The organism is Pseudomonas sp. 14P_5.3_Bac1 (genome assembly GCF_025466135.1).
Lineage (GTDB): Bacteria > Pseudomonadota > Gammaproteobacteria > Pseudomonadales > Pseudomonadaceae > Aquipseudomonas.
In genome coordinates this window covers 1-14,643 of sequence record NZ_JANLOF010000074.1, presented here as the reverse complement: position 1 = coordinate 14,643, position 14,643 = coordinate 1, and the positions used below count along the sequence as shown (strand labels likewise).

The following is a 14,643-nucleotide window of genomic DNA, read 5'->3' as shown; positions in this document are numbered from 1 at the left end:
TTAGAAGCGCAGCGGCCATTGCCGCAGACGGTCACGCAGGTTGTGCAACAGACGAATCAACCCCTCGGGTTCCTTGATCAGGAACACGATGATCAACACGCCAAAGATGATTTTTTGCAGGTTCTGCAATTGCCCCGCATCCACCGAGCCGCCGAACAAGGCCTGCCCGGCATGGCTGAGCAAAATCGGCAGCAGGCTGATAAACGCCGCGCCGACAAAGTTGCCGGCGATGCTGCCCATGCCGCCGATAATGATGATGAACAGGATCTGGAACGAGCGGTTGATATCAAAGCTGCTGGCGCTGGCCGTGCCCAAGTAAGCGAAGGCCCACAGCGCACCGGCAATGCCTAAGTAGAACGAACTGACGGCGAACGCCAGGCGCTTGTAACGCACCACCGGGATACCGACCACGGCGGCGGCGGTGTCCATGTCACGGATCGCCATCCAGTTGCGGCCGACCTGGCTGCGCACCAGGTTGACGGCGGTCCAGGTCAGCAGCAACACCGTGACCAGCGTCAGCAGGTAACGCCCCAGCGGCGTGTTGAGGTCATGGCCGAACAGCGCCAGTTGCGGCGCAGAAATGGTGCCGGAGGAGCCGTAGTTGTAGAACCAGGGAAATTTGACGAACAGCCACTCCAGAAAAAACTGCGCGGCCAACGTGGTGACCATCAGGTAAAAACCCTTGATCCGCGAACTGGGCAGGCCGAACAACAGCCCCACCAACGCGCTGATCACCCCACCGCCGAGCAGCGCCACCGGCAAACCGAGCGCCGGCAGACGCAGCAAAAACCCGTAGGTGGCGAACGCGCCGACGGCCATGAAACCGGCCGCGCCCACCGAGGTTTGCCCGGTGTAGCCGGTCAGCAGGTTCAAGCCCAGCCCGGCCAGTGACAGCACCAGAAACGGGACGAGGATTGCATTGAGCCAATAGTCATTGCCCCACAGCGGCACGACAACAAAGGCCAGCGCCAACAGGCCGATCAGGCCCCAGGGCACGCGTCGCTGGATCAACACCAACGGTGCGGTTTGTTGAACGACAGGAATCGACATGGGTTCAGACTCGCTCGATGGCGCGCTCGCCGAACAGGCCGGCGGGACGGATATACAGGAAGGCCAGGGCCAGTACGTAGGCGAACCACGGCGTGATGCCGCCGCCGATCAGCGGGCCGATATACACCTCGGCGAGGTTTTCCGCCGCGCCGACAATCAGCCCGCCGACAATCGCCCCGCCAATCGAGGTGAAGCCGCCGATGATCAGCACCGGCAAGGCCTTGAGCACCACCAGCGACAGCGAAAACTGCACCCCTTGGCGCGCGCCCCACAGCAGCCCTGCCACCAGCCCGACCACACCGGCCACTGCCCAGACGATCTGCCAGATACGGTTGAGGTTGATGCCGATGGACAGCGCCGCCGTGGTGTCATCCGCCACCGCGCGCAACGACACACCGATGCGGGTCGTGTTGAACAGCAACGCCAACACCGTGACCAGCACCACCGCCGCCGCGGCGGCAATCAGATCAAACTGGCTGAGCATCAGCGGCCCGACAAACAGCGGCACGTCGTCGATGCCCAAATCCAGCGCGCGCACCTGCGAGCCCATCAAGCCCTGGGCCAGGCCTTCGATAATGAACGACAGGCCCAGCGTGGCCATGAACAACGTGATCTGCGAACGGTTCACCAACGGGCGCAACACCAGCCGCTCGATCAGCAAGGCGCCGACGATCATTACGATCACCGTCAGCAGCAGCGCCAGGGCGAACGGCACGCCTTGGTCATGCAGGCTGACGAAGGTCAGCGCGGCAAACAGCAGCATCGAGCCCTGGGCGAAATTAAACACGCCGCTGGCCTTGTAGATCAGCACGAAGCCGATGGCGACCAGCGAGTACAGGGTGCCGGCGAGCAAGCCGCCGAGCAGGGTTTCGAAAAAGAACGTCATCAGTGTGCGACTCCCAGGTAGGCGCTGATCACTTCGGGGTTGGCCTGTACCTCGGCGGGCGTGCCGTCGCCGACCTTGCGCCCGTAGTCGAGCACCACCACATGGTCGGACAGGCCCATGACCACGCCCATGTCGTGCTCGATCAACACCACGGTGGTGCCCAGGTCGCGGTTCACGTCGGCGACGAAGCGCGCCATTTCGTGTTTTTCTTCGGCGTTCATCCCGGCCATCGGTTCGTCGAGCAGCAGCAGGCTGGGACCTGCGATCAACGCGCGGCCCAACTCCACGCGTTTTTGCAGGCCGTAGGACAGGTTGCCCACCAGCACGTCGCGGTGGGCTTGCAGCTCCAGGAATTCGAGGATGCCCTGGGCACGCAGGCGGAAGGCCTCGGCCTCACGCCGGGCGCGCGGCAAGCCCAAGGCCTGTTCGATAAAGGTGCTGCGCATATGCCGCGACAGGCCGGTGAGGATGTTGTCGAGCACGCTCATTTTTTTGAACAGCGCGTTGTTCTGGAAGGTGCGGCCGATGCCCCGCCGCGCCGCGCCCAATGGGTCGATGCGGTGAAAGTGTTGTTGCTCGAAGACGATCTCGCCGGCGTCAAAGCGGTACACACCGTTAAGCACATTGAGCAACGAACTCTTGCCGGCGCCATTTGGCCCGATCAGCGCGCAAATCTCGCCGCGCTGCACGTCAAACGACAAGGCATTGATCGCCTTGACGCCCTTGAATGACAACGAGATGTCGCGCACCTGGAGAATGGCCTGGCTCATGCGATGTCCCGTTTGAATTCGGCCAGCCATGTCGGCTCGGCCTTGGATTTAAGCGGTTGCCAGATGTAGGACAGACGCTGAAAGCCCAGCAGCCTGCGCACGCGGTTTTTCAGCAAGCGGCGCAGGCCACTTTGCGGGTGGGCGATGGCCCAGTCGCACAGGCGTCGGCGCCAGGTACCGTGGGGCGCCAGGCGGCTTTCGATGTCGTCGGCCAGGTGGTGCAAACGCTCAGGTGATAACAGCAGGCCAGTCGGAGCGACTTCACTGCGATCGCGGCGGGCCGAAGCGAGGTTTTCCGGAAAGGCCAGGCCATGGCCGCTGTTGAGCCACTGCTCCAGCACCACAGCCAACCCGCCCTGCCAGTGAGTGCCCTCCTCGCTCCACAACGCGCTTTCGCCGGTGGGTTGCCACCAGCGCTGCAAGTGCTGCGCCGGGTCCAGCGGGCCGAGCAACTGGGCGAAATCCAGTCGATTGGCAGACGCCCAGTGCCGCACTTGCCGGCGGTCCTGCACATACGAATGGGTAGGGCGAATACGCCACAGCTGTTGGTAAAGGACTTCGGGCTCGAGGCCATCGGCCAGGGTCACCACCTGCCCGCCGACCGATTGCGCAGCCAACGCCAACAACAGCAGGTTCGGCTCGAACGCGCCGCTGAGGGCCAGCCGCGACTGCTCGCCAAAGCCTTGCTGGCGCAAACCATCGGCCAGGCGCTCGACGTCGCGCAAGGCGTCAATCCACCGCCAGGCATACCACTGGCCCTGGCGCTTGTGGCGCAGGGCCGTCTGCAAAGGCGTGATTTGCGCCCAGTGGCGCAGGTGTTCCAAAGGCTCGGACAGGTTGCCGAGCAGTTCGGCGGGCCATTCCAGGCCCAGCGGACGTTTGAGTTCGTGCACGCTCATAGGGGTGATGCTCCTATTAAAGTGATGTGCGTGCGGTGGTCCGCTGGCTGAGTTATTTGGATCAATACAGCTCCCACATGGATTGGGTTTGTTCAGTTATAGAGCGCTGGCCTTAAGATGCCTGTAACCGGCACCCGGATGATTCGGCGCCAGCCGTGCGCCATCGCCGAACAACTTCTCGCGCAAGGTGCCCTGGGCGTATTCGGTCTTGTACACGCCGCGCTTTTGCAGCTCCGGCACCAACAGGTCCACGGCGTCGATAAAGGTTTCGTGGGTCAGCGCATAGGCCAGATTGAAACCGTCCACGTCAGTCTCCTCGACCCACTCCTGCAGCAGGTCGGCCACGGTTTCAGGGCCACCGACAAACAACGGGCCAAAGCCGCCAATGCCAACCCAGTCGGCCAGTTCGTTGGGCGTCCAGACTTTGTTCGGGTCCGCCGTGGAGAAGGCCTCCACCGCCGACTGAATGGCGTTGGTGTGCACGTGCTTGAGCGGTTCATCGGGTTTGAACTGGCTGAAGTCGATACCGGTCCAGCCAGAGATCAGTGCCATCGCGCCTTCGTAGCTGACGTAGGATTTGTACTCGTCAAACTTGGCCTTGGCCTCGGCGTCCGTCTCGCCGACGATCACCGTCTGCAAGTTGAAAATCAGGATTTTCTTCGGGTCGCGCCCGGCTTCTGCGGCACGGCGGCGGATATCGGCCACGGTCTTTTTCAGCAACACCTTGGACGGTGCCGCGACAAACACGCACTCGGCCTGCTCGGCGGCGAACTGCTTGCCACGGCTGGACGCACCGGCCTGGTACAGCACCGGCGTGCGCTGCGGCGACGGCTCGCACAGATGAATACCGGGCACCTGGAAGTGTTTGCCAACGTGGCGGATTTCGTGAATTTTGCTCGGGTCGCTGAAAATTCGGCGCTCGCGATCACGCAATACCGCGCCCTCTTCCCAGCTGCCTTCCCAAAGCTTGTAGCAAACCTCCAGGTATTCCTCGGCGTAGTCATAGCGCGCGTCGTGTTCGGTCTGGGCTTTCTGACCGAGGTTCTTGGCGCCGCTTTCCAGGTACGAGGTGACGATGTTCCAGCCCACGCGGCCCTTGGTCAGGTGATCGAGGGTGGAAAGCCTGCGGGCAAACGGGTACGGGTGCTCGAACGACAACGAGGCGGTCAGGCCGAAACCCAGGTGTTCGGTGACCAGTGCCATCGGCGCGATCAACGACAACGGGTCATTGACGGGCACCTGCGCCGCCTGGCGAATCGCCGCGTCACCGTTGCCGTTGTACACGTCGTAAATACCCAGCACGTCGGCGATAAACAACCCGTCGAATTTGCCGCGTTCGAGGATTTTGGCCAGGTCGGTCCAGTACTCCAGGTCTTTGTACTGCCACGAACGGTCACGCGGGTGTGCCCACAAGCCAGGCGATTGGTGGCCGACGCAGTTCATGTCGAAGGCATTCAAGCGGATTTCACGGGACATCAAAGCGCTCCGTTGAGGTGGTAGTTGCCGACAATCTGGTATTTGCTGCGCAACGGATCATCAAGGCTGGGCGGCAGCGCAGTGCGCTGGCCGGTGAGTTCGAACTCGGCATTGCTGGCGAAAATCAGCGCTTCGGCGGCGGCGATCTGCGCTTCGGTGAGGGCCACCGGGCTTGGGTTGGTGGCGGCGCGCTCAAGCAAGGCGGCGGCCACATCGACGCGGATCTGCCAATCGCCGAAGCGGCTGATCACGTAGGGGTCATCGCTTCGCTCAACCGTGCGGCGGGTGCTTTCCAGCAGTTGGCGCGCGTGATTCAGTGCGGTCATGGGTCAGGCTCCTCAGTTCCAGGCGTGGCGGGCGGGCTTCACGCCGTTGAGCACGAAGTTGCCGATCAGGTGGTATTTCCAGCGGGCCGGGTCGTGCAGGGTGTGGGTGCGCGCATTGCGCCAGAAGCGGTCGAGGTTGTGCTTGGCGGTCACCGAGCGAGTGCCGGCGAGTTCGAAGAGTTTGCTGCTGGCGAGCAAGGCGGTTTCGGCCGACAGCACTTTGGCCTGGGCAACGACCAGCGAGGCGTGGGCCACGGTGTCTTCGTTCGGCTCGGCCAGGGCCAGGTCGACCGCCTTGCCGGCTTTGGCAAGAATGGCTTCGGTGCCGTGCACGCGCCATTGCAGGTCGCCAATCGCGGCGATGGTGAATGGATCTTGCCAACCATGCTCTTGTTGGCTGTCGATCCAGGGCCGCGCCTGGCGGGCGTGGATTTTGGCGTGTTCAAGCGCGCCAAGGGCGATGCCGGTGTCGACCGCGGCCTGGATGATCTGCGAGATCGGGCCATTGGCGGTGGGTTGGTCGAAGGCCAGGTGAGCCGGGATCACTGCGGTGCGCGGCACGCTCACGCCGTCGAGTGTCACCCCGCCGCTGGCGGTGGTGCGTTGGCCAAAGCCGTCCCAGCTATCAACCACCGTGAGCCCCGGCGCATCGCGTTCAACGAACGCAATAAAGGCCTGGCCGTTTTCATTGTTGCCGACGGTGGGCACGATATGCGCGAACAGCGCGCCGGTGCAGTAGAACTTCTCGCCGTTGATTTGCGCGGTGTCGTGCTCAAAACGGATCTGGGTATCAAACGTGCCGGCGTTTTTGCTCTTGGCTTCGGAGAAGGCATTGCCGAACCGATAACCGGCCAGGACCTTGCCGAAGTAGTGGCGCTTTTGTTCCTCTGTGGCGGTTTGCAGCAGGATGTCCACCACGCCCAAATGGTTTTGCGGGATCTGCCCCAGCGATGGGTCGGCGGCGGAAATCAACTTGATCACCTCGGCCACCGTCACATAGGACACCTCGGCGCCGCCATAGGCTTTAGGAATGGTGATGCCCCACAAACCGCTGGCAGAAAACTCGTCAAGTTCGGCCACCGGCAAGCGCCGCTCACGGTCGCGTGCACTGGCGTCGACGGCAAAGCGTGCGGCCAGGCGCGTGGCGACCTCGATGGCCTCGGCGTCCGAGCGAATGATATGGGCAGGTTGTTGAGGGTGGGCTGACATGGGCCGACTCCAGGCTCCGGTGAGATGACCTGGGTGATTGCAGGAGTCGTGCCTGAATGTAATCGCCAATAAAATCAGGGTGTTGCGGCTAAAACCTTCAAACGCCTGCGTGTGCAGGCGAGCAAAGTGTCCATCCACTGTTGCCTGGCAGACAGTTAGATCACCACGTTGCGCACAAAGCGCACCGCCACCTCTCCGTCATTGCGATAGCCGTGGGCCTGGCGGCTGGCGAACATGAAGAACTCACCGGTGGCCACGTGTTTTTCTTCGTCATCGAGGATCAGGGTCAGGCGGCCTTCGAACACAAACAGCTGCACGCTCCAGCCTTCCGGGTCGGGTTCCGGGCTGTAACGGTCGCCCGGTTCCAGGCGCATCTCCCACAATTCCACTTCGCGCCGGGCAGTGGCCTTGGCCAGCAACACGGCTTTACTGCCGGGAATGTCGCCGGCCCACGCCAGCTCGTTGATGCGGCTGTGATCGCCGGCATCCGGCGCCTGGATCAGGTCGCTGAAAGCCACATCCAGGGCTTCGGCGACGCGGTCCAGGGTGGACAGGCTGACATTCTTCTCGCCCGCCTCGATGGCCACCAGCATGCGCCGGCTGACGCCGGACTTTTCCGATAGCGCGGTCTGGCTCATGTCGGCAGCATGCCGCAAACGACGGACGTTCTGGCTGACGTGTTGCAGGACCGACGACCGATGTGGATTTTCTTTGTGCACTATATTGCTCAATAGGTAGGTGTGCGCAGTATACTGCCCAGCGTGCGGCGCATTGTGCGGTCCGTGCCTTTCCCTTGCAAGACCGAGCCGCCATGACTGCCCCGAACCCTTCCTCACGCTTCAACCGTTTCAGCAAAGCCGAATGCATTCTCGTGGTGATCACCATGATCTGGGGCGGCACCTTTTTGTTGGTGCAACATGCGATGACGGTCAGCGGGCCGATGTTTTTCGTGGGTCTGCGGTTTGCCGCAGCGGCCATCGTGGTTGGGTTCTTTTCGTTGCGCACCCTGCGCGGTCTGACCTTGTTTGAGCTGAAAGCCGGCGCCTTCATCGGCACCTCGATCATGTTCGGCTACGGCATGCAGACCATCGGGCTGCAGACTATTCCGAGCAGTCAGTCGGCGTTCATCACCGCGCTGTATGTGCCATTTGTGCCGCTGCTGCAATGGCTGGTGCTGGGGCGCCGCCCAGGGCTGATGCCGGCCATCGGCATCATGCTGGCGTTTACCGGCTTGATGCTGCTCACCGGCCCGGCCGGCGCGTCGCTGAACTTCAGCCCCGGCGAAATCGCCACGCTGATCTGTGCAGTGGCGGTGGCCGCCGAAATCATTCTGATCAGCGCGTTTGCCGGGCAGGTGGATGTACGCCGGGTGACCGTGGTGCAACTGGCCACGGCGTCGTTATTGTCGTTTCTCATGGTGGTGCCGATGGGGGAACCCTTGCCAGGTTTCTCGTGGTTGCTGGTATTCAGCGCGGTAGGCCTGGGCTTGACCAGCGCGGTGATCCAGGTCGCGATGAACTGGGCGCAGCAGAGTGTCTCGCCGACACGCGCCACCTTGATCTACGCCGGTGAACCGGTGTGGGCCGGCGTGATCGGACGGATGGCCGGTGAGCGCTTCCCGCCGATCGCGATGGTGGGGGCGGCGTTGATTGTGGCGGCAGTGATTGTGAGCGAGCTGAAGACTAAAGGGCAGAAGGCCATCCAACTGGAGGATGAAAGGGAACAGGAGCAGCAGGGGTAAGGTCTGACGGCTTGTGGTGGCTGCCAGATCGCCATCGCGGGCAAGCCCGGCTCCCACAGGGGGCGGTGGTGCCAGGTGGACAGGGGCCCGCTGAAACAATGCGAAACAGGGGTTTTCAGCCTACTTTGTAGGATCCTGCCACATCTTGGCGTTTGGTGATCGACAAAGCGGCACGTATGATGCATCCCAAACTCCCGCAGATTAGAAGCCTATGTCCCTGATAGTTCTACTGCTTCTGCCTTTTATTGGCAGCTGTCTGGCGGCCTTGCTGCCGCACAATGCACGTAACACCGAATCCCTGTTGGCTGGCCTCGTGGCCTTGGTCGGCACCATTCAAGTCGCCCTGCTCTACCCTCAGATCGCCCACGGTGGCGTGATCCGCGAAGAATTCATGTGGTTGCCCAGCCTTGGGTTGAACTTCGTGCTGCGCATGGATGGGTTTGCCTGGCTGTTCTCGATGCTGGTGCTGGGCATCGGCTCGCTGGTGTCGCTGTATGCGCGCTACTACATGTCGCCGGACGACCCGGTGCCGCGTTTCTTCGCGTTTTTCCTGGCCTTCATGGGCGCCATGCTCGGGCTGGTGATTTCCGGCAACCTGATCCAGATCGTGTTCTTCTGGGAACTGACCAGCCTGTTCTCGTTCCTGTTGATCGGCTATTGGCACCACCGCGCCGATGCCAGGCGCGGCGCCTATATGGCGCTGATGGTCACCGGCGCGGGCGGCCTGTGCCTGTTGGCCGGCGTGATGCTGCTGGGGCATATCGTGGGCAGCTATGACCTGGACCAGGTGCTGGCGGCGGGCGATCAGATTCGCGCGCACTCGCTGTACCCGATCATGCTCGCCCTGGTGCTGATCGGCGCCCTGAGCAAAAGCGCACAGTTCCCCTTCCACTTCTGGCTGCCCCACGCGATGGCGGCACCGACGCCGGTTTCGGCGTACCTGCACTCGGCGACGATGGTGAAAGCCGGCGTGTTCCTGCTGGCCCGCCTGTGGCCGTCGCTGTCCGGCAGCGAAGAATGGTTCTGGATCGTCGGCGGTGCCGGCGCCATCACCCTCCTCCTCGGCGCTTACTGCGCCATGTTTCAAAACGATCTCAAGGGCCTGCTGGCCTACTCCACCATCAGCCACCTCGGGCTGATCACCCTGCTGCTGGGCCTCAACAGCCCGCTGGCCGCCGTCGCTGCGGTGTTCCACATCCTCAACCACGCCACCTTCAAGGCCTCGCTGTTCATGGCCGCTGGCATCATCGACCACGAAAGCGGCACCCGTGATATTCGCAAGCTCAGCGGTCTGGTGCGCCTGATCCCGTTTACCGCGACCCTGGCGATGGTGGCCAGTGCGTCGATGGCCGGGGTGCCGTTGCTCAATGGCTTCCTGTCCAAAGAGATGTTCTTCGCTGAAACGGTATTTATCTCGGCGACCGCCTGGGTGGAAATTGCCCTGCCGATGATTGCAACCATCGCCGGCACTTTCAGCGTCGCCTATGCGCTGCGTTTTACCGTCGATGTGTTCTTCGGCCCGCCCGCCACCGATTTGCCGCACACGCCCCACGAACCGCCGCGCTGGATGCGCGCGCCGGTGGAACTGCTGGTGTTCACTTGTCTGCTGGTGGGCATCTTCCCGGCCCAGGTGGTCGGCTCGATTCTCGCTGCCGCTGCGCTGCCGGTGGTCGGTGGTGTGCTGCCCGAGTACAGCCTGGCGATCTGGCACGGCTGGAACGCGCCGATGATCATGAGCCTGGTGGCGATGTCCGGCGGCGTGGTGCTCTACCTGCTGCTGCGCAAACAGCTCAAGCGAGGCCGCTTCAAGTACCCGCCGGTCATCAGCTACTTCAACGGCAAGCGCATGTTCGAACGCAGCCTGGTGGTGATGATGCGCGGCGTGCGCCGGATCGAAAAACGCATCAGCACCAAACGCCTGCAGACCCAGCTGTTCCTGCTGGTGACGGCAGCGGTGATTGCAGGTTTGATCCCGATGTTCAACAGCGGCCTCAGCTGGGGCGACCGGCCGAAGATCCCGGGCTCCATTGTGTTTGTGACCCTGTGGCTGCTGGCGATTGCCTGCGCCCTCGGCGCCGCGTGGCAAGCCAAGTATCACCGGCTGGCAGCCCTGACCATGGTCAGCGTGTGCGGCTTGATGACCTGCATCACATTCGTGTGGTTCTCGGCGCCGGACCTGGCGTTGACGCAGCTGGTCGTCGAAGTGGTGACCACCGTGCTGATTCTGCTGGGCCTGCGCTGGCTGCCACGGCGGATCGAAGAAGTGTCGCCATTGCCCAGCTCGCTGCGCAAGGCGCGCATTCGCCGCCTGCGTGACTTCCTGCTGTCCACCGTGGTGGGCGGCGGCATGGCGCTGCTGTCCTACGCGATGCTGACCCGCCAGACGCCCAACGATATCTCCTCGTTCTACCTCAGCCGCGCCCTGCCCGAAGGCGGCGGCAGCAACGTCGTGAACGTGATGCTCGTCGACTTCCGTGGCTTCGATACCCTCGGCGAAATCACCGTGCTCGGCGCCGTGGCGCTGACGGTGTATGCCCTGCTGCGGCGCTTCCGTCCGTCCAAAGAAAGCATGCAACTGCCCGCGCAACAGCGCCAGTTGGCGCCGGACGTGGCCACCGACCTGGTCAACCCGCGCCAGGCCAGCGACACCGCGCTGGGCTTCATGATGGTGCCGGCGGTGCTGGTGCGCCTGCTGCTGCCAATTGCGCTGGTGGTGTCGTTCTACCTGTTCATGCGCGGTCATAACCAGCCGGGCGGCGGCTTTGTCGCAGGCCTTGTGATGTCGGTAGCGTTCATCCTGCAATACATGGTTGCCGGTACGCAGTGGGTTGAGGCGCAGATGAGCCTGCGGCCAATGCGCTGGATGGGTTTTGGCCTGCTTTCGGCCACCCTGACCGGGCTCGGCGCGCTGTTTGCCGGTTACCCGTTCCTCACCACCCACACCTGGCATTTCAGCGTGCCGGTGCTCGGCGATATCCATATCGCCAGCGCGCTGTTCTTCGACGTCGGCGTGTACGCCATGGTCGTCGGTTCCACGCTGCTGATGCTCACCGCCCTCGGCCACCAGTCCGTGCGGGCCCACAAACCGAGCAACCAGGCGAAAAAAGTGGTTGCCGCAACGCAAGGAGCCGCCTGATGGAAGAAGTCATCGCAATTGCCATTGGGGTCCTGGCGGCCTCCGGCGTCTGGCTGATCCTGCGGCCACGGACGTTCCAGGTGGTGATGGGCCTGTGCCTGCTGTCGTACGGGGTCAACCTGTTCATTTTCAGCATGGGCAGCCTGTTTATCGGCAAGGAGCCGATCATCAAGGACGGCGTGCCGCAAGACCTTCTGCACTACACCGATCCCCTGCCCCAGGCGCTGGTACTGACGGCGATCGTGATCAGCTTCGCCATGACCGCGCTGTTTCTGGTGGTGCTGCTGGCCTCCCGCGGTCTGACCGGCACTGACCATGTAGACGGTCGGGAGCCCAAGGAATGACGTGGATCAATCAACTGATCGTCGCGCCGATCCTGCTGCCGTTGCTGACCGCCGCGCTGATGCTGATGCTCGGCGAAAAACGCCGTCCGCTGAAGGCAAAAATCAACCTGTTTTCCAGCGTCATCGGCCTGGGCATCGCCGTCCTGCTGCTGTACTGGACACAACAAGGCGGCCCCGGCTCCATCGGCGTGTACCTGCCGGGCAACTGGCAGGTACCGTTCGGCATCGTGCTGGTGGTGGACCAACTGTCGGCGATGATGCTGGTGCTCACCGGGATCATCGGCGTGAGCGCGCTGCTGTTCGCCATGGCCCGTTGGGACCGTGCCGGTACCAGCTTCCACGCGCTGTTCCAGATCCAGATGATGGGCCTGTACGGCGCCTTCCTGACGGCGGACCTGTTCAACCTGTTCGTGTTCTTCGAAGTGCTGCTGGCGGCGTCCTACGGTTTGATGCTGCACGGCTCGGGCCGTGCGCGGGTGTCGTCGGGGCTGCATTACATCGCGATCAACCTGCTGGCCTCGTCGCTGTTCCTGATTGGCGCGGCGATGATCTATGGCGTCACCGGCACGCTGAATTTTGCTGACCTGGCACTGAAAATCCCCTTGGTGCCAGAGGCCGATCGCGGCCTGTTGCACGCAGGCGCGGCGATTCTGGCAACAGCGTTCCTGGCCAAAGCTGGCATGTGGCCGTTGAACTTCTGGCTGGCGCCCGCCTACTCCTCGGCCAGCGCGCCGGTGGCGGCGATGTTTGCGATTATGACCAAGGTGGGCGTGTACACCGTGCTGCGCCTGTGGACCCTGCTGTTTTCGGGGCAAGCCGGTGCTTCGGCGCTGTTTGGCGGCGACTGGCTGGTGTACGGCGGCATGGCGACGATCATTTGCGCAGCATTGGCGATGGTAGCGGCGCAGCGGCTCGAACGTATGGCCAGCTTGAGCATTCTGGTGTCGGCCGGGATTCTGCTGTCGGGCGTGGGCTTTGCTCAGCCAAGCCTGACGGCCGGGGCGCTGTTCTATCTGGTCAGCTCGACACTGGCATTGAGCGCGCTGTTCCTGCTGGCCGAACTGATCGAGCGTTCGCGCTCGGCCAATGACCTGCCGCTGGACGAGGAAATCGATGCGCTGCCCAAGGCCATGGAATCGTTGCATCCACGGCCCGGCGTGAACCTCGACGATGAACAAAAAGCCGTGGTCGGCCAAGTGATTCCGTGGACCATGGCCTTTCTCGGTTTGAGCTTTGTTGCCTGCGCATTGCTGATTATCGGCATGCCGCCGCTGTCTGGCTTTATCGGCAAGCTCAGCCTGTTGAGCGCGCTGGTCAACCCGCTGGGGCTGGGAAATGCGGTGGATGAACCCATACGCCCCGCCGCCTGGGGCTTGGTGACATTGCTGATCCTGTCGGGCCTGGCGTCGCTGATCGCTTTCGCCCGCCTGGGCATCCAGCGCTTCTGGACGCCGGAAGAACGCCCCTCGCCGCTGCTGCGCCGCTACGAGTGCCTGCCGATCTTCTTCCTGCTCGGCCTGAGCATCCTCCTGACGTTCAAGGCCGAGCCGTTGATGCGCTACACCCAGGCCACCGCCGAAAGCCTGAACAACCCGGAACACTACGTGATGGCCGTTTTGGCGACGCGTCCGGTGCCGAGCCCTGAAGCCAAGACCGCCGCCCTGGAGGTGCAGCCATGAAGCGTCTGTTCCCTGCCCCCTGGTTATCGCTGGCGTTGTGGCTGTTGTGGTTGGTGCTGAACCTGTCCGTCAGCCCCGGCAACCTGCTGCTCGGCGCGCTGCTGGGCTTTCTTGCCCCGCTGCTGATGGCGCCGCTGCGCCCGTCGCCGATCCGCATCCGCCGCCCCGGGGTGATCCTGCGCCTGTTTCTGGTGGTGGGCCGCGACGTGATCATCTCTAATCTGCAAGTGGCATGGGGCGTGCTGATCTGCGGCTCGCGTGCGCCGCGTTCGCGCTTTATCAAAATCCCGCTGAACCTGCGCGACGCCAACGGCCTGGCCGTACTGTCGATGATCACCAGCGTCACACCCGGCACGGTCTGGTCGGAACTGGCGCTGGACCGCAGCATTCTGCTGTTGCACGTGTTCGACCTTGAGGATGAAGCGCCCTTTATCGAGCACTTCAAAACCACCTACGAGCGGCCCCTGATGGAGATCTTCGAATGAGCGCCCTGCTCTCCAACGCGATCCTGATCAGCCTGTTCCTGTTCTCGCTGGCCATGGTGCTGACACTGGCGCGCCTGTTCAAAGGCCCGTCGGCACAGGACCGGGTTCTGGCACTGGATTATCTGTACATCCTGGCGATGCTGATGATGCTGGTGCTCGGCATCCGCTACGCCAGTGACACCTACTTTGAAGCGGCGCTGCTGATTGCGCTGTTTGGCTTTGTCGGGTCGTTCGCTTTGGCGAAATTCCTGCTGCGTGGCGAGGTGATTGAATGATGCCGTTATGGGTTGAAGCCAGCGTGGCGGTATTGCTGGTGCTGAGCAGCGTATTCGCACTGATCGGCGCGATCGGTCTGCTGCGCATGAAGGACTTTTTCCAGCGCATGCACCCGCCGGCGCTGGCCTCTACATTGGGTGCGTGGTGTGTGGCGTTGGCGTCGATCATCTACTTTTCGGTGCTCAAGTCCGCGCCGGTGCTGCATGGGTGGTTGATTCCGATTCTGCTGTCGATCACGGTGCCGGTGACCACGCTGCTGCTGGCTCGCACTGCACTGTTCCGCAAGCGCATGGCCGGGGACGATGTGCCCGCCGAGGTCAGCAGCCGCCGCTGATCGACCAGGCGCACACGATCTAAAAATGTGGG

Annotated in this window: 15 protein-coding genes; 7 read left to right on the top strand and 8 right to left on the bottom strand. The window is 62.9% G+C overall.

Annotation, left to right across the window (positions count from 1 at the left end; translation table 11 throughout):
• The 8 genes from NTD89_RS19485 to NTD89_RS19450 all read right to left on the bottom strand — a co-directional run bounded on the left by NTD89_RS19485 (nucleotide 1) and on the right by NTD89_RS19450 (nucleotide 7,335).
• A complete protein-coding gene (locus NTD89_RS19485; protein WP_262209161.1) occupies nucleotides 1-1,050 on the bottom strand; it encodes a branched-chain amino acid ABC transporter permease in 1,050 nt (349 codons plus the stop codon).
• 4 nt (nucleotides 1,051-1,054) lie between these two features.
• Complete coding sequence (locus tag NTD89_RS19480; protein WP_262209160.1) at nucleotides 1,055-1,936, bottom strand: branched-chain amino acid ABC transporter permease; 882 nt, start codon at nucleotides 1,934-1,936, stop codon at nucleotides 1,055-1,057.
• Nucleotides 1,936-2,706: an ABC transporter ATP-binding protein gene (locus NTD89_RS19475; RefSeq protein WP_242199404.1), complete on the bottom strand. Its 771-nt coding sequence runs from the start codon at nucleotides 2,704-2,706 to the stop codon at nucleotides 1,936-1,938. The genes NTD89_RS19480 and NTD89_RS19475 overlap by 1 nt, the downstream gene beginning before the upstream one ends.
• Nucleotides 2,703-3,605: an acyl-CoA synthetase gene (locus NTD89_RS19470; RefSeq protein ID WP_262209159.1), complete on the bottom strand. Its 903-nt coding sequence runs from the start codon at nucleotides 3,603-3,605 to the stop codon at nucleotides 2,703-2,705. Before NTD89_RS19470 ends, NTD89_RS19475 begins: the two co-directional genes overlap by 4 nt.
• Nucleotides 3,606-3,701: 96 nt before the next feature.
• Nucleotides 3,702-5,081, bottom strand: a complete 1,380-nt coding sequence (locus NTD89_RS19465; protein ID WP_262209157.1) for an LLM class flavin-dependent oxidoreductase — start codon at nucleotides 5,079-5,081, stop codon at nucleotides 3,702-3,704.
• Nucleotides 5,081-5,407: an acyl-CoA dehydrogenase gene (locus NTD89_RS19460; protein WP_262209156.1), complete on the bottom strand. Its 327-nt coding sequence runs from the start codon at nucleotides 5,405-5,407 to the stop codon at nucleotides 5,081-5,083. The genes NTD89_RS19465 and NTD89_RS19460 overlap by 1 nt, the downstream gene beginning before the upstream one ends.
• 12 nt (nucleotides 5,408-5,419) lie before the next feature.
• A complete protein-coding gene (locus NTD89_RS19455) occupies nucleotides 5,420-6,616 on the bottom strand; it encodes an SfnB family sulfur acquisition oxidoreductase (RefSeq protein ID WP_242199399.1) in 1,197 nt (398 codons plus the stop codon).
• Between the two features lie 155 nt (nucleotides 6,617-6,771).
• A complete protein-coding gene (locus tag NTD89_RS19450; protein ID WP_262209154.1) occupies nucleotides 6,772-7,335 on the bottom strand; it encodes a helix-turn-helix domain-containing protein in 564 nt (187 codons plus the stop codon).
• 92 nt (nucleotides 7,336-7,427) lie between these two features.
• On the opposite strand from NTD89_RS19450, the gene NTD89_RS19445 reads away from it, so the two are divergent.
• The 7 genes from NTD89_RS19445 (at nucleotide 7,428) to NTD89_RS19415 (ending at nucleotide 14,611) form a co-directional block, all read left to right on the top strand.
• On the top strand, nucleotides 7,428-8,357 hold the full coding sequence (locus tag NTD89_RS19445) for a DMT family transporter (RefSeq protein WP_262209153.1): 930 nt from the start codon (nucleotides 7,428-7,430) through the stop codon (nucleotides 8,355-8,357).
• Nucleotides 8,358-8,568: 211 nt separating this feature from the next.
• Nucleotides 8,569-11,493: a monovalent cation/H+ antiporter subunit A gene (locus tag NTD89_RS19440; RefSeq protein ID WP_262209152.1), complete on the top strand. Its 2,925-nt coding sequence runs from the start codon at nucleotides 8,569-8,571 to the stop codon at nucleotides 11,491-11,493.
• On the top strand, nucleotides 11,493-11,837 hold the full coding sequence (locus NTD89_RS19435; RefSeq protein WP_007986256.1) for a Na+/H+ antiporter subunit C: 345 nt from the start codon (nucleotides 11,493-11,495) through the stop codon (nucleotides 11,835-11,837). The genes NTD89_RS19440 and NTD89_RS19435 overlap by 1 nt, the downstream gene beginning before the upstream one ends.
• The gene (locus NTD89_RS19430) at nucleotides 11,834-13,516 is read left to right on the top strand and encodes a monovalent cation/H+ antiporter subunit D (RefSeq protein WP_262209151.1); all 1,683 of its coding nucleotides are present in this window, start codon (nucleotides 11,834-11,836) and stop codon (nucleotides 13,514-13,516) included. Before NTD89_RS19435 ends, NTD89_RS19430 begins: the two co-directional genes overlap by 4 nt.
• Entirely contained in the window at nucleotides 13,513-14,001 is a 489-nt protein-coding gene (locus tag NTD89_RS19425; protein ID WP_262209150.1) for a Na+/H+ antiporter subunit E, read from the top strand. The genes NTD89_RS19430 and NTD89_RS19425 overlap by 4 nt, the downstream gene beginning before the upstream one ends.
• Nucleotides 13,998-14,276 (top strand): K+/H+ antiporter subunit F, encoded by a 279-nt coding sequence (locus NTD89_RS19420; RefSeq protein ID WP_106578792.1) that lies wholly within the window; start codon nucleotides 13,998-14,000, stop codon nucleotides 14,274-14,276. The genes NTD89_RS19425 and NTD89_RS19420 overlap by 4 nt, the downstream gene beginning before the upstream one ends.
• Nucleotides 14,273-14,611, top strand: a complete 339-nt coding sequence (locus NTD89_RS19415; RefSeq protein WP_145164022.1) for a Na+/H+ antiporter subunit G — start codon at nucleotides 14,273-14,275, stop codon at nucleotides 14,609-14,611. The genes NTD89_RS19420 and NTD89_RS19415 overlap by 4 nt, the downstream gene beginning before the upstream one ends.
• The last annotated feature ends 32 nt before the right edge of the window (nucleotides 14,612-14,643 follow it).

Excerpts from the sequence above, each read along its gene's own strand:
- NTD89_RS19485 (WP_262209161.1), bottom strand. The coding sequence starts at position 1,050 with ATGTCGATTCCTGTCGTTCAACAAACCGCACCGTTGGTGTTGATCCAG.
- NTD89_RS19480 (WP_262209160.1), bottom strand. The coding sequence starts at position 1,936 with ATGACGTTCTTTTTCGAAACCCTGCTCGGCGGCTTGCTCGCCGGCACC.
- NTD89_RS19475 (WP_242199404.1), bottom strand. The coding sequence starts at position 2,706 with ATGAGCCAGGCCATTCTCCAGGTGCGCGACATCTCGTTGTCATTCAAG.
- NTD89_RS19470 (WP_262209159.1), bottom strand. The coding sequence starts at position 3,605 with ATGAGCGTGCACGAACTCAAACGTCCGCTGGGCCTGGAATGGCCCGCC.
- NTD89_RS19465 (WP_262209157.1), bottom strand. The coding sequence starts at position 5,081 with ATGTCCCGTGAAATCCGCTTGAATGCCTTCGACATGAACTGCGTCGGC.
- NTD89_RS19460 (WP_262209156.1), bottom strand. The coding sequence starts at position 5,407 with ATGACCGCACTGAATCACGCGCGCCAACTGCTGGAAAGCACCCGCCGC.
- NTD89_RS19455 (WP_242199399.1), bottom strand. The coding sequence starts at position 6,616 with ATGTCAGCCCACCCTCAACAACCTGCCCATATCATTCGCTCGGACGCC.
- NTD89_RS19445 (WP_262209153.1), top strand. The coding sequence starts at position 7,428 with ATGACTGCCCCGAACCCTTCCTCACGCTTCAACCGTTTCAGCAAAGCC.
- NTD89_RS19440 (WP_262209152.1), top strand. The coding sequence starts at position 8,569 with ATGTCCCTGATAGTTCTACTGCTTCTGCCTTTTATTGGCAGCTGTCTG.
- NTD89_RS19435 (WP_007986256.1), top strand. The coding sequence starts at position 11,493 with ATGGAAGAAGTCATCGCAATTGCCATTGGGGTCCTGGCGGCCTCCGGC.
- NTD89_RS19430 (WP_262209151.1), top strand. The coding sequence starts at position 11,834 with ATGACGTGGATCAATCAACTGATCGTCGCGCCGATCCTGCTGCCGTTG.
- NTD89_RS19425 (WP_262209150.1), top strand. The coding sequence starts at position 13,513 with ATGAAGCGTCTGTTCCCTGCCCCCTGGTTATCGCTGGCGTTGTGGCTG.
- NTD89_RS19420 (WP_106578792.1), top strand. The coding sequence starts at position 13,998 with ATGAGCGCCCTGCTCTCCAACGCGATCCTGATCAGCCTGTTCCTGTTC.
- NTD89_RS19415 (WP_145164022.1), top strand. The coding sequence starts at position 14,273 with ATGATGCCGTTATGGGTTGAAGCCAGCGTGGCGGTATTGCTGGTGCTG.